Here is a 21665-nt window from a genome sequence, read left to right on the forward strand (position 1 = left end):
CGGGGCCTGTCGCCGCCGCTGCCGCTGCCGCTGCCGTCGGCGTCCTCGTCGTCAGTCGAGTGGGCGCGGGTGGGGTGCGTCGTACCACCCGGATCCCGCCGCTCCGACTCCGGTCAGGTCGAGGCCCTGACGTCGTGCCCGGTTCCGGAAGTGCACCTGCACGCCGATGAGCACCGCGACCCCGATCGCCGACACGAGCGCGAGCCCCACCACGTAGAGCGTCGACGCGAGCCCGGAGATCGCCAGGGGCACGGCACCGTTCCGCGCGGCGGACAGCGGCGTGCCGGTGAACACGAAGGCGAGCAGCGTCGAGATCGTCGCGTTCGAGTCGTACAGCCCGTGCAGCAGCGACACCCCGACGTAGGTCACCAGGACGGTCCAGGTCCAGCGGAAGCGGGGCCGCCCGTGGGACGCGCCGAACAGCACGGCACCGAGGATCGCCGTCCAGAGCACGTGGCCGACCGGGGACAGGATCGCGCGGATCACCTCGGTCTGCAGCAGGGACACCAGGTCGATGCCGCGGGCGGTGATCGCCGCGTTGAACGCGTACCCGGCCGACTCGAACGCCGCGAACCCCGCACCCACGGTCGCGCCGAGGAGCGCCCCCTGCCTGGCGGTCTTCGGGCGGACGCGCCACCCCACCACGACGAGCAGGACGCCCTTGACGAACTCCTCCACGAAGCCGACCACGACGTAGATGAGCGCGCCCTGTCGGAGGTCCGACTCGAGCAGCGACGCCCCGAGCACGCCGAGGATCCCGCCGACGAAGAACGCCGTGACGAGCTGCATCGTGCTGACCGTCCCCGTCACCCGTTCGATCACGAAGAGCACCACGGTGAAGGGCACCAGGAAGCTGCCCAGCAGGATGATCGTCGGGACGAGGTTCGTGTTGCTGGTGAACACCGTCACGACGATCGTCACCGCCCAGAGCAGGAAGCCGACGAGCAGGGTCTTCCACCACCAGCCTCGGCGGTGGTGCGGGTGGTCCACGGGGACGGCAGAGGGCAGGGCCATGCGCCCATCGTGCTCCGCGGACGGGCGGACCGGGCCGGGAATGTCCACGACCGCCGCGGTGGTTCTCCCCGGCATGACCGACGTGACGTACGACCAGGTGACCATGTTCGGCGCGGACTGGTGCCGCGACTGCCGCCGTTCCAAGGCGCTGCTCGACCGGCTCGGCGTGGACTACACGTACGTGGACGTCGAGGCCGACCTGTCCGCAGCCGCCCGTGCCGAGGAGATCAGCGGCCGCAAGAGCATCCCCGTCGTGGTGCTGCCGAACGGCACGCACTTCGTGGAGCCCTCCGACGCGGAGCTGCAGGCCGAGCTCGAGGCCTCGAACCTGGTCTGAGACCCCTCGGTCCGGTTGTTCCGGGACGACCAAACAGCCAGAAGACGCGGAAATGGGCACCGATGTGCTCCACCGTGTTGACTCTGGGGTTGACCTCGGCACCGACGATCCCGTCGGTGCCGATTCGTTCGTTCCACCAGGAGGACACCGTGCTCGGTCTCATCATCAGCTTGATCATCGTCGGACTGATCGCCGGTGCGCTCGCGCGCCTGATCATCCCCGGCAAGCAGAACCTGTCGATCCTCATGACGATCGTCCTCGGCATCGTCGGTTCCTTCGTCGGCGGGTTCCTCGGGTTCCTGATCTTCCAGCACGACCCGATGGACGGCTTCTTCCAGCCGGCCGGCATCATCGGCTCCGTCATCGGCGCCATCATCGTGCTGTTCCTCTACACCCGCTTCGCGGGCAAGGGCTCGCGCCGCTGATCTCAGCAGGAGCAGTGCCCGACGGGGGCGTGCAGTGGTCACATGACCACGGCACGCCCCCGTCGGCCGTTCCGGGGTGACCTCGCGCGATGGTGTGGTGCGCGGCTGCGCACTCGGTGCGAGGGCGCGAGGGCGCACGGGGAGCGCAAGCTCGCACGGGGCGGACGACCGCGCACCGTGCGCGCGCTGGCACCGGACCGGACGGGAGGCTCGTGGCGGGCCCCGCCACGAGCCTCCCGTCCGGTGTGGGGTCGGGTCGACACGTCTGGCGCGGCGCGGGTCGGTCTGACCCGCCGCGGGATGGGCAGGCCGAGTCTCGTCGGGGCGGACGTCCTGCGCGCTGGTGACGGCGCGAAGTGCCCGCCTGGCCGAGTCTCGGCGCACTGCTGGGCCGGGCAGACGCCGAGCGCGAGCAGCAGGTCCCCCGAATGTCCAGGAGGCGCGGCAGTCCCCGGCGTACGGTCCGCGACATGACTGACGAGAACGCACGCCACCGCCCCGAAGAGGACGCCGCGCGGCTGGGACTCGTCGTCGTCGGCGAAGCAGCAGCGCTGCAGTCCGGTGACGAGGCTGCTCTGGACGCGAGCGTCGAGAACATCCGCGAGACCATCGAGGACCTGATCGACGAACCCCTCACCCCACGGCAGGAGGAGGTCGTCGAACGGCTCGCCTCCGCCGGTGGCACCCTGACCGCCGGGCTCAGCGGCGCCCTGGCGGCCCAGACGGGTCGTCCGGTCGAGGATGTGCTCGAGGGCGCCGCGCGCAGCATCGTCTGGCAGGAGCGCCTGGCGGCCGACCGTGACCGTGACCGCGCTGCCGTCGACGAGGCCGCGGGCACGGAGCACCGCGAGGTCGAGCCCGAGCAGCGTCGGGTCTCCGACGACCAGCGGCAGCGCTCCGGCGAGGACACCCGCCGCGACGCCGGCCACGGGGACGACGGCCGTGTCGGCGCCGAGGAGCCCGAGGACCGCCGACACCGTCGGGACGAGCGCTAGCCACTCCCCCGGGGAAACACGAGGTCACGAACGCGTGCCTCGTGGGCCTTCCCCGTACCGTCGGAGGCATGCCGAAGCGACTCCTGCTCAACGTCTTCGAGATGAACTGCGTCGGGCACATCACCCACGGCCTGTGGCGCCTGCCCGGGAACAACCGGCACCGCTACACGGACATCCGCTACTGGACCGAACTCGCCCGGTCGGCCGAGGCCGGACAGTTCGATGCCGTCTTCATCGCCGATGTGCTCGGCGCCTACGACGTGTACGGCGGATCGGCCGCACCGGCCCTGCGCGAGGGCCTGCAGATCCCGAACAACGACCCGATGCTCGTCGTGCCCGCCATGGCCGCCGTGACCGAGCACCTCGGCTTCGGCATCACCTTCTCGACGAGCTACGAGCCGCCCTTCGCGTTCGCCCGACGCATGTCCACGCTCGACCACCTGACGAACGGCCGGGTCGGCTGGAACGTCGTCACGAGCTACCTGCCGAACGCGGCGCGGAACTTCGGCCTGGCCGCGGAGATCCCGCACGACACCCGGTACGAGATCGCCGACGAGTACCTCGACGTGCTCTACCAGCTGTGGGAGGGCTCGTGGGAGGACGACGCCGTCCTCCGCGACGCCGAGCGCGGCATCTACACCGACCCGGACAAGGTCCACCCGATCGACCACGTCGGCCAGCACTTCCGCGTCGCCGGCCCGCACCTGTCCGAGCCGTCGCCGCAGCGCACCCCGGCGCTGTTCCTGGCGACCGGCTCCCCCGCCGGCATCGCCCGCGCCGGCCAGCACGCCGAGGTCGTCTTCACCGGTGGGCACGGCGTGCAGCGGACCGCCGACGCCGTCCGCGACGCAGCCCAGGCGGCCGGACGGGACCGCGGCGACGTCCGGTTCGTCACGCAGGCCGCCGTGATCACGGCGCCGACCCAGCGCGAGGTCGACGACAAGGTCGCGCAGTACCGCGCCTTCGCGAGCGAGGAGGGCCCGCTCGTGCACGGCAGCGTCCCCTTCGACGCGCTCTCCCACCCGCGCAGCCGCACGGTGCGCGACGCCCTCGAAGCCGAAGGGGTCGAGGGCGGCGAACGCCTGGTCGGCCGAGTCGCGCTCGACGCCACCGTCGGCGAGCTGCTCGACCGGGTCAACGAGGCCTGGCACGGCGCGTTCTGGGCAGCCGGCGTCCCCGAGGCGGTCACGGAGCAGATCGAGGGCTGGCTCGACGACGACGGGATCGACGGCATCAACCTGCGCCAGTACCACTCGTTCGACACCGTCCGCGACTTCGGCCGGTACGTCACACCGCTGCTGCAGGAGCGCGGCCGCCTGCCCGAGCGCTACACGCCCGGCCAGACCCTCCGCGAGCGTGTGACCGGAGGCCCCGCACGGCTCCCGGCATCGCACCCGGCCGCAGCACACCGCCGCACCGGCGTCCCCGCCTGAGTCCAGACGAGACGGACTGGAGGCTCCGCACCGGTCCGGTGGGGGGCCTCCTGTCCGTCGGTTCCCACCCACACCGCCCGCAATGGCAAGCGGGATCGCGCGTGGGAGGTCGGAAGGAACGACCCCCTACGCGCGATTCGACCTCCTGCGCGCGATTCGACTCGCCCTGACCCGGGGCGGTTCAGACCCCGAGCAGCCGGCGCACCCCGTCCGTCACCACGCGGCGGGTGAGCTCGCCGTCCCGGCGGGCCTTCGCCCGGAGCGCCGCGCCCTCCCACAGGTCCACGAGCTGGGCCGCGACCAGGTCGGCGTTGAGCGCGGCGTCCACGTCGCCGGCGTCCTGCGCAGCCCGGACCGCCGTGGCCAGCCGTGCGATCCACACGTCGAACACCGCGTCGACGTGCGCGGCCACCGTGGGTTCGTCGGTCGCCGTGTCGACGGCCAGGTTGCCGAGCAGGCAGCCGTACCGGAAGTCGATGCCAGCCAACTGCTCGAGCATCACGTCGAAGTACCCCGTGATCCGGTCCACCGCGCGGGGGACGGACGGGTCCTCGAGCACCCCGATCGGCGACGCGGCGGCGAAGCGGTCAGCGACCTCCATCGCCAGGTCCGCCTTCGACCGGAAGTGGTTGTAGAACGACCCCTTCGGTGCCCCCGCGGACCCGGTGATCGCGGCCACACCGGTGGCGGCGTACCCGTGCTGGTGGAACTCGACGAGGGCGGCGTCGACGATCGCATCGCGGAGGCTGGCTTTCGGCATGCACCGATCCTCTCACCGCGGGAATGAGACGACCGGTCATATTGCTGTCGAAAGAACACGGTGCCACCAGGTGCCCGACGGAAGGAATCCACCATGACCGGACTCAGCGGACAGACCGTGCTCGTCACCGGCGCGAACGGCGGACTCGGCACCGAGTTCGTGCGCCAGGCCCTCGAACGCGGCGCCACGAAGGTCTACGCCGCCGCCCGACGCCCGCAGGACTGGGACGACGCCCGCATCGTGCCGCTCGTGCTCGACGTCAGCGACGAGGCCTCCGTCGCCCGCGCTGCCGCCGAGGCACCGGACGTCACGATCGTCGTCAACAACGCCGGACTGCTGCGCCCGGGCGGGCTCGTCGACGGCGACCTCGGGGACGTCCGCGCACAGATCGAGACGAACCTGGTCGGCCCGCTGCTCGTCACCCGCGCCTTCGCCCCGGCACTCCGCGTGGCGCAGGGAGCCGTCGTCAACGTCGCCTCGGTGCTCAGCTGGCTCGGCGGCAGCGGTGCGTACGGCGTCTCGAAGGCGGGGCTGTGGGCGGCGACGGACTCGATCCGGCTCGAGCTGGCGAGCGACGGCGTGCAGGTGCTCGGTGCCTACCTCGGGTACACCGACACGGCCATGGCGACCGGCGTCGACGCGCCGAAGAACACCCCCGAGGCCGTCGTCACCGCGATCTGGGACGGCGTCGAGCACGGCGAGCACGAGGTCCTCGCGGACGAGCTGACGCGGAGCGTCCGCGCCTCGCTCGGCGCGACGGTCGCCGAGCGCTACGCCGCGCTGGCCGGCTGACGCACCACGAGACGGACTGGAGGCTCCCCACCGGCCCGGTGGGGAGCCTCCAGTCCGGACACCCCTGTGAGGCGCCGGTGTTCGTCCTCCGCACCGCGGACGTCCGCGGCGCGACCGACGAACACCGGTGTCTTGCGAGCGAACTCGCTACGCGCGCCACCAGGCGTCGAAGGGGGTCGCCGGGACCTGGCGCTTGTGCTCCGTGGCGCGGTAGCGGGTCTCGATCGCCTCGGCGACCTCGACCGGCACGTCGTGCCCCTGCAGGTAGGCGTCGATCTCGGCGTAGCTCAGGCCGAGGTTTGCCTCGTCCGTCTGGCCGGGGGTCTCGTCGAGGAGGTCGGCCGTGGGCGCCTTCTCGTAGAGCCGCGCCGGTGCGCCGAGGTGCTCGAGGAGCTGGCGCCCCTGGCTCTTCGTGAGCCCGGTCAGCGGGGTGAGGTCCACGCCGCCGTCGCCGTACTTCGTGAAGAAGCCGGTCACGGCCTCGGCCGCGTGGTCCGTGCCGACGACCAGGAGCCCGAGCTGCCCGGCGACCGCGTACTGGGCGACCATGCGCATCCGCGCCTTGACGTTGCCCTTGACGAAGTCGCTCAGCGCGACGCCGGCGTCCGCGGTGTCCTGCACCGCGCCGTCGACCCCGTGCTCGATGTTGACGGTCAGGCCCGGCTCGGCGGCGATGAACTGCAGCGCGAGCTGGGCGTCGTCCTCGTCGGCCTGCACCCGGTACGGCATCCGCACGGTGGTGAAGGAGACGTCGTGCCCCTCGGCGCGGAGCGACTCGACCGCGAGCTGGGAGAGCCGCCCGGCGAGGGTGGAGTCCTGCCCGCCGCTGATCGCGAGGACCAGGCCCTTCGCCCCCGTGGTCAGCAGGTAGTCACGGAGGAAGTCGACGCGACGTGCGACCTCGGCGGCCGGGTCGATGACGGGCTGGACGTTGAGGTCCGCTGCGATGGCGGCTTGGAGTTCACGCACCGCCCCAGTATCCACCGCGGCGGGCGGGACGGTCAGTGGACTCGGCGACCCGTCAGGTCCGGCACCGGGCCGGCCGGTGTGATCGTGTTGTCGTGGTCCACACCGATGGCGCACCGACAGACCACGCCGAGCGTCTCGTCGGGGGTCCTGAGCAGCCGGAACCGCTCGACGTGCTCCGGTCCGACCGCCCGGTCGAGGGGGTGGGTGTCGTGGTCGTGCACGCTCGCTCCTGTCGTTCGTCCGGGTGGACGGCGCGGAGTCGGTGCGGTGGGGACCCGAACGCCCCACCGCACCGAACCCGACATGCGGCCGTCCGCCGCTGATCCGTCCCCCGTGGTGGCAGGGGACCCGACGCGGAAGGGATCACCGGCGACGTCACGCCGCGCGGAACGACTCGGCACGCCGAAGACACCCGACGCCAGGGGCGTTCGATCGGTCCGTGGGCGTGACATCCCTGATCCTTCCGGGTCCACGCGGCATCCTCGCCGCGCTGCGGGACACGGGTGGTGAGTCCGTGTCGGCCGATCGGGGTCCACCGTTGTGGGGACACCGGTCGATTGCTGAGCAATCTACAAGGCAGGACGGGGTGGGTGGCGATACCCCCGTTCGGGGCACCGCAGTCCGCCCCGCGGGCTACTTGGCGCCGACCTCTTCCGAGCGCTTCTGCCGCCACGGCTTGGCGGGGGTGTCCGGGCCGTCCCAGACCTGCACGGCGCCCCACGCGGCGGCGAGGAGCGGGACCGACATGACCGCACCCGTGATGCCCGCGAGCACGGTGCCGGCGGTCAGACCGACCAGGATGACAAGCCCGTGCAGCTGCAGGGTGCGGCCCATGAGCACGGGCTGGAGCAGGTTGCCCTCGAGCTGGTTCACGAGCACCACGATGCCGACGACGATGAGCGCCTGCACCGGGCCGAGGGTCACCAGGGCGACGAGGGCGGCCAGGATGCCGGCGGCCGTGGCACCGACGATCGGGATGAACGCCGTGATGAACACGACGACGGCCAGGGGCAGCGCGAGCGGCACCCCGACGATGGCGATGCCGACACCGATGCCGATGGCGTCCACCGCGGCGACGGTCGCCGTGCCGCGGACGTAGCCGCCGAGGGTCGAGACGACGCGGTCACCGACACGGCGGGCGCGGGCGTAGCGGGTGCCCGTGAAGGGGCGGAGCAGGAACTCCCAGATCTTCGGGCCGTCCTTGAGGAAGAAGAACAGCACCACGATCATCAGCACGAGCCCGGTGAGGAAGTTCGCGGTGGCCGAGGCCCCGGCGAGCGCACCCGAGCCGAACTTGGCGCTCGTGACGAAGTCGGTGGCGGTCTTCGTCGCGTCGTCGATCTGCTTGTCCGAGATCGAGAACGGCAGCGACGTCACCCAGCCCTGCAGCTGCTGGAAGCCGTCGACCGCGGACTTCTGCAGGTCGCTCCACTGGTTCTCGACCGCGACGACGATGAGCCAGCCGACCAGCCCGAGCACGGCCAGCACCCCGAGCAGCACGATCAGCGTCGCCACGAGGGAGGGCACGCGGTGTCGGCGGAGCCAGGACACGACCGGGTGCATGGCCGAGGCGATGATGAGCGCGATGAGCACCGGGATCGTCACGACGCTGATGGTCGACGCCGCGAAGACGATGCCGATCACGATGACCAGCACGATGATGACCTGCAGGCACCGGGTCGCGAGGCCGCCGAACGAGTCCGACCACGCCTTCCTGGCACCGGTGGGCGGTGCGTCGCTGGTCGACGGGGTCGGGGAGAAGAACGGCATGCGGATCCTTGTCGTGGGTGACGGCGGTGCGATCTGCTGTCGAACGCTCCCCCGATGATGTCAGGCGACCGCTCCCCGCGTCCGGCGGTTAGCCTCGGACACGTGACGACGACGTTCCCGCGCAGCTCCCCGTCCGCCCTCGGCATCGACGCCTCTGGGGTCGATGCCCTCGTCCGTGCGCTGGAGTCGACTCCCGACGTCGAACCGCACGGGCTGGTGCTCCTCCGGCACGGCGAGGTCGCTGCCGAGGGCTGGTGGGACCCGTACTCCGCCGACCGCCCGCACCTGCTCTACTCGCTCAGCAAGAGCTTCACGGCTGCGGCCGTCGGGATCGCCGCGCACGAGGGGCTGCTCGACCTCGACAGCGCTGTGATCAGCCACTTCCCTGAACTGGACCACGAGGTGCTCGACCAGCGCACCCGTCGGATGACGCTCAGGAACCTGCTGGCGATGGCGAGTGGCCACCGTGCGGAGACCCTCGACCGGGCGCTGGCGATCGACCCGGAGAACACGGTCCGCGGCTTCCTGCTGCTGCCCCCGGACGAGGAGCCCGGCTCGGTGTTCGCCTACAACCAGCCGTGCACGTACACGCTCGCGGAGATCGTCCGACGGGTCAGCGGGGGCACCCTCGTGGAGTACCTCCGGCCGCGCCTGCTCCACCCGCTCGGCATCGACCAGCTGTCCTGGAAGCGTGACTCGATCGGCGAACTCGGCTTCAGCGGTTGCTACACCACGACCGAGAGCGTCGCGAAGCTCGGGCAGCTCTACCTGCAGCGGGGGGTGTGGGACGGCGTCCGGATCCTCGACGAGGACTGGGTCGAGTCCGCCACCCGCACGCAGGTCGCGAACCCCGAGGAGGAGAACCCGGACTGGGCCCAGGGCTACGGGTACCAGTTCTGGATGGCCCGGCACGGCTTCCGCGGCGACGGCGCCTACGGCCAGTTCTGCGTGGTCCTGCCGGAGCACGACGTCGTCCTCGCGATCACCGGGCAGAGCATCGACATGCAGGCCGTGCTCGACGCCGTCTGGGAGCACCTGCTGCCGGCGATCGACCGCCCAGGCCCGGACACGACGGGCGCCGCACTGGCCGGCCTGGCCCTGCCACCGGTCGCCGGTGGCGCGCTGGACACGGTCGACGGCCTGGAGGCTCGTGGTGCGTTCTCCCGTGCCGCCAGCTCCGCGGTCCCCGGCCTGGACACCGTGGTGCTCGAGCAGGACGGCGGCACCTGGACGGCCACCCTGACCCAGGACGGCTCCCCCGTCGTGGCGCCGCTCGGCGCCGGCGCGTGGGCGGTCGCCGGGTCGACGGCGGCGAGCGCCGCGGTCGACGAGGACGGTCGGGTCCTGGTCGCCGTGCGGTTCGTCGACACCCCGCACCTGCTCTGGGTGCGGTGCGACCCGGCGTCGGTGACGTTCGAGGCCCGGTGGCAGACCGAACCGCTGCACGACCGCATCCGCACGCTGCACCGTCCCACCGACTGACCGTGGTGTTCTACAGCGCCCGGCCCGTGCAGCGCGTGCGGCAGGTGGTCCTCGACGTCGTCGTCCTGCTCGGCTGTGTCCTGGCGGTCGTCGTCGGGACGACCGTCTCCGGGGCGATCAGCGGGATCGCCGCGATCGGCACCCGGGTGAACCGCGACGGCTCGGCGTTCCAGGAGCAGCTCGGCAAGGCCGCGTCCGCACTCGGCAAGGTGCCCTTCGCCGGCGATGCGGTGAGCCGTCCCCTCCGCGAGGCCTCGAAACGTGCCGGTGCCGTGGCCGCAGCGGGGACGGAGCAGCACGACGCCACCGTGCGGCTGGCGCACCTGGTCGGTGCCGGTGTCGCCGTCGTGCTCGTCGTGGCGCTGCTGCTCGTCTGGCTGCACTTCCGCGGCGGGTTCGTCCGCAGCGCCACCGCCACTGCCCGCCTGGGTCGTCAGCCGGCCGGCACCGAGCTGCTCGCCGTCCGTGCGCTGACGACCCGGCCGGAGGTCACCCTGCTGGGCGCCGACGTCGTCGACCGGTGGCGACGGGGCGACGCGGCGACCGTGCGGGCGCTGGCTGACCTCGAGCGCCGGGCGAGCGGGCTGCGACCGTCGGGCCCTCCGGACTGACGCCCCGTGAGCTGACGGCCGGTGGACCGACGGCCTGACCGGTCACCAGGGGACGACGCCGTCGTCCTCGAAGAAGCCGCCGCGGGGCCCGTCGTCGGGCAGGGTCGCGAGGCGCACGGCCGTCGCGGCGCCCTGCTCGGGGGTGCGGTCCCCCGCGAAGCCGTTGAAGTCCGTCGCGACGAGGCCGGGGCAGGCCGCGTTCACGATCACCGGGGTGTCGGCGAACGCCCGGGCGTACTGCACGGTGACGGCGTTGAGGAAGGTCTTCGAGGACGAGTAGACCGCCATCACCGGACCCGGCTGCCGGCCGAGGGACCCCATGCTGCTCGACGTGTTCACGATCCGCGGGGCGTCGGACCGACGGAGCAGGGGCAGCATCGCGTTCGTGACCCGGATGACGCCGTACACGTTCGTGTCCACCACGCCCCGGAGCACGTCGAGGTCGATCGTCGTCGGGTCCTGCCCCCACGTGACCTGGTCGAACGCCCCGGAGACGCCCGCGTTGTTCACGAGCACGTCGAGCGTGCCGACCCGGTCCTCCAGCTCCGCGGCGGCGGTGGCGACGCTCGCGTCGCTCGTCACGTCGAGCCGGAGCGCGCTCGCGTCGATCCCCTGCGCGACCAACCGGGCTGCGGCGTCGGCACCGGCCACGTCGTCACGCGCGCCGAGGACGACACGGTGGCCGAGCCTCCCGAGCGACTCCGCGATCGCGTACCCGATGCCCTTGTTCGCCCCGGTGACCAGGGCGGTCTGCTGTGTCGTCGTCATGGTCCCATCCTCGGTCGGCGCACCCCGGTGCGTCCAAGACCGATCGGGCGCCGGGCGATGCCCGTGGGGTATCGGCAGGACGTAGGCTCCGCACGTGGACGATCTCGAGACGCGTGAGCTGCGGTACTTCCTGACGGTGGCCGAGGAGCTGCACTTCGGCCGCGCCGCCGTCCGCCTCGGGATGTCGCAGCCGCCGCTCTCCCGGGCGGTCCGCCAGCTGGAGCAGCGCATCGGCGTGGACCTGTTCGTCCGTGACCCACGGGGCGTCCGTCTCACCACCGCCGGCACCGTGTTGGTCGGCGAGGCCCGGTCGGCGCTCGCGGCCGTGGCGGCTGCGGGTCGACGCACCCGACGGGCCGGACTGCCCACGCGACACCTCGTGCTCGCGGTGAAGGCCGGTGCCGACCACGACCTGCTGCAGGCGCTGCTCGACGTGCACGGGGCGGACCCGGACGGCCTGCCGATCGAGGTCCTGTTCGGCGAGGTGCACGAGCAGGCGGCGTTCCTCCGCGACGGCCGGGCCGACGTGGCGCTCATGCACCGCACGTACGACGACCTGACCGGGTTCGACACCGAGGACCTGCGCACCGAGGACCAGGTGGCGATCCTGCCGCGCACCCATCCCCTGGCGGCTCGGGAGTCGCTCGTGCAGGCCGACCTCCGCGACCTGCCGGACCTGCCCGCCGCCAGGTGGCCGCGGCCGGACGGGTCCTACCCCGACGGTCCCGGGCCCGAGGTCCGGTCGCAGGCCCAGCTCGCTCAGCTGGTCGCCCTCAGCCGCACGGTCATCGTCATCCCCCGGTCCAGCCGGACCCTGCAGTGGCCGGAGCACGTCGCCGTGCCGGTCGTCGACGCCGTGCTCGCCACCACCGTCGTCGCCTGGCCCGCGGGGTCCACGTCACCGGACGTGGCCCGGGTCGTGCGGAACGCGGTGCTGGCAGCGGCGCTGGTCAGCGGCGAAGCGGTACCGACGGCCTGACGCGCCGTGCCTGGCGGCCACCGCCGCCCGGCGGCCGCGCGGCGGGCGACCGCCCGGAGGACGTCAGATCTCGACGTCGCTGCCCATCGTGACCGTCCGCTGCGGCGGCAGCCCGAACCGGGACGCCGGGTCGGCGGCGTTGTGCGCGAGCCCGACGAACAGCTTCTTCCGCCAGTTCACCATCCCGCCGTTGCCGCGCATCGGCCGGAGTGCGCCGCGCGAGACGAAGTACGACGCGTCCGCCATCTCCTCCGGGTCGAGGTCGAGGACCTCCGACAGGCACGCCGCGTGCAGGGCGTGCGGCAGGTCCTGGTCGTCGGAGAACCCGAACTTGACGGTGACGTGGTCGATGCCGTCGTCCGCGTACCCCAGGTCGTCCCGGGTGAAGGCCTTCGCGTGCGGCACGTGCGGCACGTTCGCGGTGATCACGGACACGATGATGACCCGGCGGTGCATCACGTGGTTGTGCTCCATGTTCGCGCGGAGCGCCAGCGGGGTGGTCTCCTTGTTCGGGTGCGGGAACACCGCGACCCCGCGGACGCGCGGGACGCCCTTGGCGTTGACCTTCTCGATGAACTCGGCGAGCGAGCCCTCGCGTGCCCGACGTTCGTCCTGCACGAGCTGTCGGCCGCGACGCCACGTGGTCATCACCGTGACGACCGCGAGCGCGATGAGCAGCGGCACCCACCCGCCGTGCAGCACCTTCGACAGGTTGCCGGCGAGGAAGGTCAGCTCGAGTCCGCCGAAGACGACCGCGACGACGACGAGCTTCCACGTCGACCAGTTCCAGAGCGGCTTCACCACGAGCAGCAGGAGCAGGGTGTCGGTCACCAGGGCACCCGTCACCGAGACGCCGTACGCCGTCGCCAGGCTGGCCGAGGACCGGAACGCGAGCATGATCGCCATCACGCCGATGAACAGCAGCAGGTTGACGGCGGGCAGGTAGATCTGGCCGCCCTCGCGCTTGGAGGTCTGGCGGATCGTCAGCGGGGGCAGCAGCCCGAGCTGGACGGCCTGGCGGGTCAGGGAGAACGCGCCGGAGATGACGGCCTGGCTCGCGATGACCGTGGCCGCGGTGGCGAGCACCACGACGGGCAGCTGCGCCCAGTTCGGGAACAGCAGGAAGAACGGGTCCTTCGTGGCCGAGGGCTGCTCGAGCACGAGCGCCGCCTGGCCGAGGTAGTTCAGCACGAGCGCGGGGAACACCACGAAGAACCAGGCGCGGCGGATCGGCACGCGGCCGAAGTGGCCCATGTCGGCGTAGAGCGCCTCGGCACCGGTGATGACGAGCACGACGGCACCCATCGCCACGAAGCTGATGAGCGGGTGCGCGAACACGAAGGCGATCGCCCACGTCGGGGACAGGCCCTGCAGGACGCCGGGGTGCTCGATGATCCGCGGGATGCCGGCCAGCGCGATGACGACGAACCAGAGCATCATCACCGGGCCGAACAGCGTGCCGACCTTGCCGGTGCCGAACCGCTGCACGAAGAACAGGATGACGAGGATCACGGCCGCGATCGGCACGATGAGGTGCCCGACCGCCGGGGCCGCGGTGCCGAGGCCCTCGACCGCGGAGAGCACCGAGACCGCCGGGGTGATCACCGAGTCGCCGTAGAACAGCGAGACGCCGATGATGCCGATGACCAGGAAGATCGTCGCACCGCCACGGCGCTGGGCGTAGAGGCGCCTGGCCAGTGCGGCGAGCGCCATCACCCCGCCCTCGCCGTTGTTGTCAGCGCGCATGAGCACCAGCACGTACTTGATCGAGACGATGATCGTGATGCTCCAGAACATCATCGAGATCACCCCGTAGACGTCCTCGGGGATCGGCTTGACGATGCCGCCGTCGATCGTGAACACGGTCCGGAGCGCGTAGAGCGGGCTGGTCCCGATGTCGCCGAAGACGACGCCGAGCGCCGCCAGCGCGAGCGCGGCGCCGCCGCTCGGGCCGCTGTGCTCGTGGGTCGCGGTGTCCTCGCTGACAGGTGCCGCGGAGTGTGTCTCGGTCACGCTCGATCACTCCAGATCCGGCCACCAGGGAAGCGGCCGTCGCTCATCCTGCCACCACCGGAGGACTCTGATCGCAGCACCGACGGAACCCGCAGTCCGCATGCAGCATCGCCCTCCGGTGCCCCCGCGTCCGGCGCTACTCCTCGAGCTGCAGGGACTTGCCGCGCATCACGAGCAGGGGGTCCGGCGGCAGCACGACCTCGGGGTCCTTGTCGTCGTAGTCGAACTGCGTCAGGAAGTACCGCATCGCGTTGACACGGGCGCGCTTCTTGTCGTTCGAGCGGACGATCGTCCACGGCGCGTACCGCTTGTCGGTGCGCCGGAACATCTCCTCCTTCGCCGCCGTGTAGTCGTCCCACACCATGAGCGAGGCGACGTCGTTCGGGGAGAGCTTCCACCGACGCACCGGGTCGAGCTGGCGGATGGCGAAGCGGGTCCGCTGCTCCTTGCGGGTGACGGAGAACCAGAACTTCGTGACGTGGATGCCGGAGTCGACGAGCATCCGCTCGAAGGACGGCGCCTGCGTCATGAAGGTCTCGTACTCGGCGTCCGTGCAGTACCCCATCACCCGCTCGACACCGGCCCGGTTGTACCAGGAGCGGTCGAACATGACGATCTCGCCGGCGCTCGGCAGGTGTTCGACGTAGCGCTGGAAGTACCACTGGCCCTGCTCGCGCTCCGTCGGCTTCGACAGCGCCACGACCCGCGAGGTCCTCGGGTTCAGGTGTTCCGTGAACCGCTTGATGGTGCCGCCCTTGCCGGCCGCGTCCCGGCCCTCGAACAGGATGATCGCCTTGCGGTCGTTGTCCTCGAGCCAGTACTGGCACTTCAGCAGCTCGACCTGCAGCCGGTACTTCTCGTACTCGTACTCGTCGCGGGACATCCGCTCGTCGTAGGGGTAGTCCTCGAGCCAGGTGTAGATCGGGTTGCCCTCGGGGTCGATGAGCTCCGGGTCCGGGGTGTGCGCGTTCCCGACCGTGAACCCGCGGGTGCGCAGGTCCTCGATGTACTCCCGCAGGTCACCGATCGGCGTGGCGTCCAGCATGCGGTCTCCTCACGTCCTGCGCACGGTCCGCCGTGCGCGTCAGCCCGGTATAACGACTCCGGGTGAACGGCGACCGAACGTGGGGGTGCTCACTTGATGCCGGTCGACGCGATCCCCTGGACGAACTGCCGCTGGAACGCCAGGAACACCACCAGCAGCGGCAGCACCGTGATCGTCGCGATCGCCATCACCGCGCCCCACGGTGAGCTGAAGGCCGGGTTGTTCGTCAGCGTCGAGAGCGCGACGGGCACGGTGAGGTTCTCGTTCCCCTGGAGCACGACCAGTGGCCAGAGGAAGTCGTTCCACCGCGTCATGAAGCCGAGGATGACGAGCACCCCGACGAGCGGTCCGCAGGTCGGCAGCACCACCCGGAAGAAGGTGACGAACTCGCCGGCCCCGTCGAGCCGCGCCGCCTCGAGGAGCGCGTCCGGCACACCGAGCATGAACTGTCGGGCGATGAAGATGCCGACGACGTCGAACAGGGTCGGGAGCACCACGGCCCACGGCGAGTCGACGAGGCCCAGCTTCGCCACGACGAGGAAGCTCGGCACGATCGTCACCTGGATCGGGATCATGATGGTCACGAGGAACGCCGAGTACAGCAGCCCCCGGCCGAGGAACCGGAACTTCGCGAGTGCGTAGCCGGCCATCAGCGACACCACGACGCTGAGCGCGGTGCCGACCGAGGTGATCAGCGCCGAGTTGCCGAGCCACCGCCAGACGGGCTGCGTGCTGAAGACCTGCGTGTAGTTGTCGAACGACGGGTGCGCGGGGAAACAGGTAGAACGAGCCGCTCTGCGACTGCCCTCCGGGCGTGAGCGCCGAGACGACCATCCAGTAGAGCGGGAAGACCATCACCGCCGCGAGCAGGGCGAGCCCGGCGACGAGCACCCAGCGCCCCGGCCGCGGACGGCGGGCGCGGAACGGACGGGACCGACTGGTCTGACGGGGTGTCGTTGCGGTGGTCACAGGACCTCCTCGGCCTTGCGGTTGGCGCGCTGCCGGAGCAGCGTGAAGACGAGCAGGATCGCGACGAGGACGAGTCCGAGCGCAGCGGCGTACCCCATGCGCGCGTCGATGAACGCGGTCCGGAACACGTACTGGATGAGCACGGTGGTGGAGAAGCCCGGGCCGCCGCCGGTCATGACGTAGATCACGTCGAAGGCCTGCAGGGAGAACACGACGTTGAGGATGACCAGGATCGACGTGGTCGGCCGGAGCAGTGGCCACGTGATCGTGCGGAACCGGGCCCAGCGGGACGCGCCGTCGATCGCGGCCGCCTCCTTGAGCTCTGCGGGCACGGACTGCAGCGCTCCGAGGTAGATCACCATGCAGAACCCGATGCGGGTCCACACGACGACGATCACCAGGGTCGCCATCGCCCAGCCCGGCGCGGTCAGCCAGGGCAGCCGGCCGAGCCCGAGTGCCTCGAGCAGGTTGTTCACGACGCCGTAGTCCCCGTTGAAGATCCAGGACATGACGACGCCGACGACGACACCCGCCGCGACCATCGGCACGAAGAACAGGGCACGGAACACACCGCGCCCCGGCAGGGGGCGGTTCAGGGCGACGGCGAGGGCGAGCCCGATCGCCATCGACGTCGGCACCGTCCCGAGGGTGAACACGAGCGTGTTCCGCAGCGCGGTGAGGATGAGCGGGTCGCCGGTCATCGCCGTGAAGTTCCCGGCGCCGATCCAGCCGCCGTCGGTGATCGACGTGCTGCTGTCCCGGAGGCTCAGCGTGATCGCGATGACGATCGGCACGAGCGAGAACGCGAGGAACAGCAGACCGGCCGGACCGATGAAGGCGTACGGGACGAACCGCGCCCGGCGTCGCGTCCGCGGGTCGGCGGGACGTTCGGGGCTCGCGGGCAGGGTGACCGCCCGGTCCCTGGTGTCAGTTCGCAGTGACACTGCGCATCGCCTCCATCATCTGGCCAGCGGCCTCGGCCGGGCGGAGCTGCCCGAGCAGGCACAGGTCGAGGTAGTCGGCGAACACGGCGTTCAGCGACGAGAAGTACTGCCCGCTCTCGGCCTTCACCATCGAGAGCGGGATCGTGGCGCCCTGGTCGATGAACTGCTGCATGGTGTCCGCGTGGGACTCGTAGCCCACGTCGGCGGCGTCGAGGGACCTGCGTGCCGGCAGCCAGTTGCCGTCGTGGCAGAACCGCTCGATCTGCTCACGGCTCGTGATGAGGGCGACGAGCTCCGCGGCGAGGTCGGGGTGCTTGCTCGACTTCGTCACCGCGAGCGCGTTCCCGCCCAGGTCGCTGGCCTCGCCGGTGTTGCGGACCATGGGCGCGGTCCCCCAGTTGTCGGGCATCTGCTCGTCGAGCTGGGCCATCGGCTCGGGGTTGTTCAGCATCATCCCGATCTGCCCGGTCATGAACAGGTTCCGTGCGACGTCCCCGCCACCGGTCTTGCTGAGGTTGCCCGTGGTCGCGAGTCCCTCGGCGTACCACTTCCGGCCGAACTCGAGCGCGCCGATCGCCTCCGCGGTGTCCATGGACGGTGTCGCGCCGTCCTCCCCGAGGAAGGCGCCGCTGTTCTGGTACACGAAGGGCAGCCAGCGGTAGGCCGTCTCGGGTCCGCTCCACCCGTAGCCGAACGCGTACTTCCCCGTCACCTGCTTGACCTCGCGGGCGACGTCGAGGAACTGGTCCCAGGTCCAGGCGTCGGCGATGGCCGTCGGCGGGGTCACGCCGATCTGCTCCATCACGTCGCGGTTGTAGTAGGTGATGAAGTTGTCGGTGTGCTGGAACACCCCGAACACGCCGTCGTTCCTGGCGCCGATCGCCCAGAACGGCTTCGTGTAGTCGGACTCGTAGTCGGCGGGGATGTGCCCGCTGATGTCGATGAGGCTGCCGTTCGCGGCGTACCGACCGATCTGCTGCGGGGTGATCCGGATGATGTCCGGCGCCAGGTCCGCGGCGAGCCGGGTGATGAACCACTGGTGGAACTGCCCGGTGGTCACCTCCACCGAGACGCTGGTCCCCGGGTGCGTGGCGACGAACTCGTCGGCGATCCGCTGGTAGCTCGTGATGTCGGTCGGGATGTTCCAGGTCGACAGGCGGATGTGCTTCGTGCCGCCGCGCGCGGCGGTCCCCTGGCCGGCGCACGCTGCGAGCGCGCCGGCCATCGAGATGCCGGCGAGGGCGAGGAACCCCCGTCTGGCGAGCTGGGGTGGTGGGCGGTTCGGCATGTCCTCTCCTTTGAGGTCGTGGTGCCGGGTCGTGCGGACAGGAGGCTCGGGTCGCGGTGCGCGCAGCACCGCGCCGTGGCCTGGGGTCGCGCCCGGCGCGGTGTCCGCCGGGCGCGACCGGTCAGACCAGGACGGGCCGGGCCTCCTGGCCGTGGCCCTGCTCCGCACCGACCGCGTCCGCCGGACGGAGCGCCTCCGGGAGCAGCGCCGCGTGCGCGTGCAGCAGCTCGTCGGTCATCGCCGCGATCCGGTCGAGCGTCAGGTGTGCCGCGGTCAGCGGGTCGAGGGCCACGGCGTGGTGCACGTTCGCCACGTCCCCGGTCAGCGCGGCCCGGACGGCGAGGGTCTGCACGTTCGTGTTCGTCCGGTTGATCGCGGCGAGCTGCGGCGGGAGCTCGCCGAAGGAGGTCGGCTGGACGCCCTTGCCGTCGACCAGGCAGGCCACCTCGACGCAGGCGTCGGACGGCAGGTTCGCGATGACCCCGGTGGCGTTCGGGACGTTCCCGTAGACGACCGCGGGGACGCCGGTGACGATCGCGTTGACGATGCTCGCGCCGTACTCGACGGACGGGGACAGGTCGGCCTTGAGCTTCTCGAGCTGCTGGTCGACGTCGCCCTGCTCGTCGTGGGCCAGGCAGATCTCGTAGTAGTCCCAGCGTTCCGGGATGTACTCCAGCGTCGTCTCCGGGTCCTTCCGGAAGTACGGCACGTACTCGCTCGCGTGGTGGCTCGACTCGGTCTCGAAGTACCCGAACGAGCGCATGAGCTGGGTGCGCACCTGCTCGTTGCCGCCCTCGTAGTTGCTGGCTGCCAGTGCTGCCTCGCTGTGGTCGCCGTCGTCGTCGTGCAGGTCGGCCGCCGCGACGCCACGACGGTGCTTCGCGGTCATCACCTCGCGCAGCCGGGGGTAGAGGTCCTCGCCGTTGCGTCGCTTGAACTCCAGGATCCAGGCCTGGTGGTTGATGCCGGCGCTGACGAACTCGACCTCGTCGTACGGCACGTCGAGCGTCCTGGCGAGCATCCGCGTCGTGCCCTGCACGCTGTGGCACAGCCCGACCGTGCGGAGGCCCTTGGCGTTGAGGAACGCCGTGGCCATCGCCATCGGGTTCGCGTAGTTGATGAACTGCGCGTCGGGGCAGAGCTCGAGCGCGTCGCGGGCGATGTCCTCGTACGCCCGGACCGAGCGGAGGAAGCGGAAGACCCCGCCGGGGCCGACGGTGTCCCCGACGGCCTGGTCGATGCCGTACCGCCGCGGGATCTCGACGTCCCACTTGTACGACTCCACGCCGCCGACCTGGAACGTGATGATGACGACGTCCGCGTCGGCGAGGGCCGCACGGCGGTCGGTGGTCTCGAGGACCTCGACGCCGAGGCCGTGGTGCGCGACGAGCTCCCTGGCGGCGGACGCGGTGCGGGCGACCCTGCCCGCGTCGAGGTCCATGAGGTGCAGCGTCGCGTCCTGCAGCGCCGGGAAGCTGACGAGGTCGCCGATGAGACGGAAGGGGAAGACGAAGCCGCCGGCGCCGATGATGGTGATCTTGGTCATGGCAGCACGCTACGGAGCGCCCGGGACGGCCCGCCTCCGGCTTCGGACGGCGGCGTTCCCGGATCCTCAGGTCGGCCAGGGTCCTGCTCGGTGCGCTGTCCTAGGCTCGCCCCGTGCTCGATGACGCGCTCACCCATCCACCGACGCCCGGCTCCGTCGTCGAGACGGTGGAGCCCGCCTACTGGAGCCACCGCGGGCCCGCTCCGCGGATGGACGCCTCCCACCGCCACGACGACCTCGAGATCAACCTCGTGCTCGAGGGCCGGCTCGACTACCGGTTCGGGGGGACACCGATCAGCGTGCACGCCGGCGAGATCGCGCTCTTCTGGGGCTGGACCGCGCACCAGCTCATCGGCGAGCCCACCGAGGTCGGCGAGTTCCGGTGGGTCCACATCCCGCTCGCGGAGGTGCTCGCGTGGGGGCTGCCCGACCACGACCTCGGCGCGATGCTGCTGAACCGCCCGGTCATCGTCCCGACGTCGGCCGCCGGACGGGACGTCGAGTCCATGCTCGGTTCGTGGCAGCAGGACTTCGCCGACGACGGCGCCGAGCTCATCGCGAACCTGGAGGCGCACGCACTCGTCCGGCGCCTGCTCCGGCACGCACGCGCGCAGGTGGACCTCCGCCCCTGCGGTGACCACGGGACCGCGGAGTCCATGCACCGGGTGGTGGACATGGTCCGGTTCGTCGTGGGCCACTTCCGGGAACCCGTCACCGTGACCGACGTCGCTGCCGCAGCACACCTCCACCCGCACTACGCCATGACCGTCTTCCGGCAGGACGTCGGCACGACGATCGTGGAGTACCTCACGCGGTGCCGGGTCGCGGAGGCCCAGCGGTTGCTCGCCACGACGACGATGACCACCAGTGAGGTCGCCCACGCAGCGGGCTTCGGGTCGCAGAGCAGCTTCTACGCCCACTTCACCCGCGCCTTCGGCGCCGCACCCGGCGCGTACCGCTCGTTCCACCGGCGGCGCGAGCCAGTGCTCGGCTGAGCGCACGCAGCAACGGACGGGAGGCTCGGGGCAGTCGTGCCCCGAGCCTCCCGTCCGTCACGTGGTCGCCTGGGCGACCCGCTCGACTCAGTGGCGGCGGAAGTAGCCGTTCGCGCCACCGACGTACATCAGGATGGTCGCGACGATGACGGCGACGCCACCGATCCAGCCGAAGGCGTTGCCGCCGGAGGCGGCGCCGACGCCGACGCCGATGATCTGCAGGATCGCGAGGACCGTCAGCACGATGCGGGCCCAGTTGCGGCCGTCACGCATCTTGAAGACGATGATGAGCTCGATGATCGCGAGGATGAACGCGAAGATCGCGCCGCCCACGAGCGGGGCGGTGCCGACGCTGTCGGCCGCGTCGGACGCGCTGCCCGACACGAGGTTGATGACGCCGGACAGGATGTTCGCCAGGACGACGATCAGCCAGATCACGAACGCGACGGTGACGGTCGTCGGACGACCGGAAGTGGTGTTTGCCATGCTGCTTGCTCCTTCGACGTGCGACCGCATGCAGCGGTCTTTCA

The 21665-nt window shown here is 71.2% G+C and carries 22 protein-coding genes; 9 read left to right on the forward strand and 13 right to left on the reverse strand.

Annotation, left to right across the window (positions count from 1 at the left end):
* Positions 1-51 precede the first annotated feature (51 nt).
* Positions 52-1014 (reverse strand): PrsW family glutamic-type intramembrane protease, encoded by a 963-nt coding sequence (locus OVA28_RS01505; RefSeq protein ID WP_268095510.1) that lies wholly within the window; start codon positions 1012-1014, stop codon positions 52-54.
* 73 nt (positions 1015-1087) lie between these two features.
* Between OVA28_RS01505 and OVA28_RS01510 the strand changes: the two genes are divergently transcribed.
* The 4 genes from OVA28_RS01510 to OVA28_RS01525 all read left to right on the forward strand — a co-directional run bounded on the left by OVA28_RS01510 (position 1088) and on the right by OVA28_RS01525 (position 4204).
* Complete coding sequence (locus OVA28_RS01510; protein ID WP_194663355.1) at positions 1088-1351, forward strand: glutaredoxin family protein; 264 nt, start codon at positions 1088-1090, stop codon at positions 1349-1351.
* A gap of 149 nt (positions 1352-1500) precedes the next feature.
* Positions 1501-1776: a GlsB/YeaQ/YmgE family stress response membrane protein gene (locus OVA28_RS01515; protein ID WP_194663423.1), complete on the forward strand. Its 276-nt coding sequence runs from the start codon at positions 1501-1503 to the stop codon at positions 1774-1776.
* A gap of 470 nt (positions 1777-2246) precedes the next feature.
* Positions 2247-2771, forward strand: a complete 525-nt coding sequence (locus OVA28_RS01520) for a hypothetical protein (RefSeq protein WP_268095511.1) — start codon at positions 2247-2249, stop codon at positions 2769-2771.
* 68 nt (positions 2772-2839) lie between these two features.
* Positions 2840-4204, forward strand: a complete 1365-nt coding sequence (locus tag OVA28_RS01525; RefSeq protein ID WP_268095512.1) for an NtaA/DmoA family FMN-dependent monooxygenase — start codon at positions 2840-2842, stop codon at positions 4202-4204.
* Positions 4205-4385: 181 nt separating this feature from the next.
* Here the strand turns inward: OVA28_RS01525 and OVA28_RS01530 are convergent, their stop codons facing one another.
* Positions 4386-4964, reverse strand: a complete 579-nt coding sequence (locus OVA28_RS01530) for a TetR/AcrR family transcriptional regulator (RefSeq protein WP_268095513.1) — start codon at positions 4962-4964, stop codon at positions 4386-4388.
* 93 nt (positions 4965-5057) lie between these two features.
* On the opposite strand from OVA28_RS01530, the gene OVA28_RS01535 reads away from it, so the two are divergent.
* A complete protein-coding gene (locus tag OVA28_RS01535) occupies positions 5058-5756 on the forward strand; it encodes an SDR family oxidoreductase (RefSeq protein WP_268095514.1) in 699 nt (232 codons plus the stop codon).
* Positions 5757-5903: 147 nt separating this feature from the next.
* Here OVA28_RS01535 and nadE read toward each other — a convergent pair whose 3' ends face one another.
* The 3 genes from nadE to OVA28_RS01550 form a co-directional block, all read right to left on the reverse strand.
* Complete coding sequence (nadE, locus tag OVA28_RS01540; protein WP_268095515.1) at positions 5904-6725, reverse strand: ammonia-dependent NAD(+) synthetase; 822 nt, start codon at positions 6723-6725, stop codon at positions 5904-5906.
* A gap of 32 nt (positions 6726-6757) precedes the next feature.
* Positions 6758-6946 (reverse strand): hypothetical protein, encoded by a 189-nt coding sequence (locus OVA28_RS01545; protein WP_268095516.1) that lies wholly within the window; start codon positions 6944-6946, stop codon positions 6758-6760.
* Positions 6947-7358: 412 nt separating this feature from the next.
* Positions 7359-8495 (reverse strand): AI-2E family transporter, encoded by a 1137-nt coding sequence (locus OVA28_RS01550; protein ID WP_268095517.1) that lies wholly within the window; start codon positions 8493-8495, stop codon positions 7359-7361.
* Positions 8496-8597: 102 nt separating this feature from the next.
* Between OVA28_RS01550 and OVA28_RS01555 the strand changes: the two genes are divergently transcribed.
* Together OVA28_RS01555 and OVA28_RS01560 are read left to right on the forward strand one after the other, a co-directional pair.
* Positions 8598-9977 (forward strand): serine hydrolase domain-containing protein, encoded by a 1380-nt coding sequence (locus OVA28_RS01555; protein WP_268095518.1) that lies wholly within the window; start codon positions 8598-8600, stop codon positions 9975-9977.
* 2 nt (positions 9978-9979) lie between these two features.
* A complete protein-coding gene (locus tag OVA28_RS01560) occupies positions 9980-10588 on the forward strand; it encodes a hypothetical protein (RefSeq protein ID WP_268095519.1) in 609 nt (202 codons plus the stop codon).
* 42 nt (positions 10589-10630) lie between these two features.
* Here the strand turns inward: OVA28_RS01560 and OVA28_RS01565 are convergent, their stop codons facing one another.
* Positions 10631-11356 (reverse strand): SDR family oxidoreductase, encoded by a 726-nt coding sequence (locus OVA28_RS01565; protein WP_268095520.1) that lies wholly within the window; start codon positions 11354-11356, stop codon positions 10631-10633.
* A 94-nt stretch (positions 11357-11450) separates the two neighbouring features.
* Here OVA28_RS01565 and OVA28_RS01570 point away from each other — a divergent pair, with 94 nt between their 5' ends.
* Positions 11451-12335 (forward strand): LysR family transcriptional regulator, encoded by an 885-nt coding sequence (locus OVA28_RS01570; RefSeq protein ID WP_268095521.1) that lies wholly within the window; start codon positions 11451-11453, stop codon positions 12333-12335.
* 63 nt (positions 12336-12398) lie between these two features.
* Here OVA28_RS01570 and OVA28_RS01575 read toward each other — a convergent pair whose 3' ends face one another.
* The 6 genes from OVA28_RS01575 to melA all read right to left on the reverse strand — a co-directional run bounded on the left by OVA28_RS01575 (position 12399) and on the right by melA (position 20140).
* Complete coding sequence (locus OVA28_RS01575; RefSeq protein ID WP_194663398.1) at positions 12399-14348, reverse strand: potassium transporter Kup; 1950 nt, start codon at positions 14346-14348, stop codon at positions 12399-12401.
* Between the two features lie 136 nt (positions 14349-14484).
* Complete coding sequence (ppk2, locus tag OVA28_RS01580; RefSeq protein ID WP_194663401.1) at positions 14485-15393, reverse strand: polyphosphate kinase 2; 909 nt, start codon at positions 15391-15393, stop codon at positions 14485-14487.
* 89 nt (positions 15394-15482) lie between these two features.
* Complete coding sequence (locus OVA28_RS01585; RefSeq protein WP_268095523.1) at positions 15483-16043, reverse strand: carbohydrate ABC transporter permease; 561 nt, start codon at positions 16041-16043, stop codon at positions 15483-15485.
* Between the two features lie 315 nt (positions 16044-16358).
* Complete coding sequence (locus OVA28_RS01590) at positions 16359-17306, reverse strand: carbohydrate ABC transporter permease (protein WP_194663403.1); 948 nt, start codon at positions 17304-17306, stop codon at positions 16359-16361.
* Positions 17290-18594, reverse strand: coding sequence for an ABC transporter substrate-binding protein (locus tag OVA28_RS01595; protein ID WP_228506049.1), 1305 nt, complete (start codon positions 18592-18594; stop codon positions 17290-17292). Before OVA28_RS01595 ends, OVA28_RS01590 begins: the two co-directional genes overlap by 17 nt.
* A 121-nt stretch (positions 18595-18715) precedes the next feature.
* Positions 18716-20140 carry an alpha-galactosidase gene (gene melA / locus OVA28_RS01600; RefSeq protein ID WP_268095524.1) on the reverse strand — a complete coding sequence of 475 codons (1425 nt, stop codon included), beginning with the start codon at positions 20138-20140 and terminating at the stop codon, positions 18716-18718.
* A 113-nt stretch (positions 20141-20253) separates the two neighbouring features.
* Between melA and OVA28_RS01605 the strand changes: the two genes are divergently transcribed.
* Positions 20254-21135: a helix-turn-helix domain-containing protein gene (locus OVA28_RS01605; protein ID WP_194663407.1), complete on the forward strand. Its 882-nt coding sequence runs from the start codon at positions 20254-20256 to the stop codon at positions 21133-21135.
* A gap of 87 nt (positions 21136-21222) precedes the next feature.
* On the opposite strand, the gene OVA28_RS01610 is transcribed toward OVA28_RS01605, so the two are convergent.
* Entirely contained in the window at positions 21223-21621 is a 399-nt protein-coding gene (locus OVA28_RS01610; RefSeq protein ID WP_268095525.1) for a hypothetical protein, read from the reverse strand.
* Between the last annotated feature and the right edge of the window lie 44 nt (positions 21622-21665).

Origin of the sequence: Curtobacterium sp. SL109 (genome assembly GCF_026672405.1) — a bacterium.
Lineage (GTDB): Bacteria > Actinomycetota > Actinomycetes > Actinomycetales > Microbacteriaceae > Curtobacterium.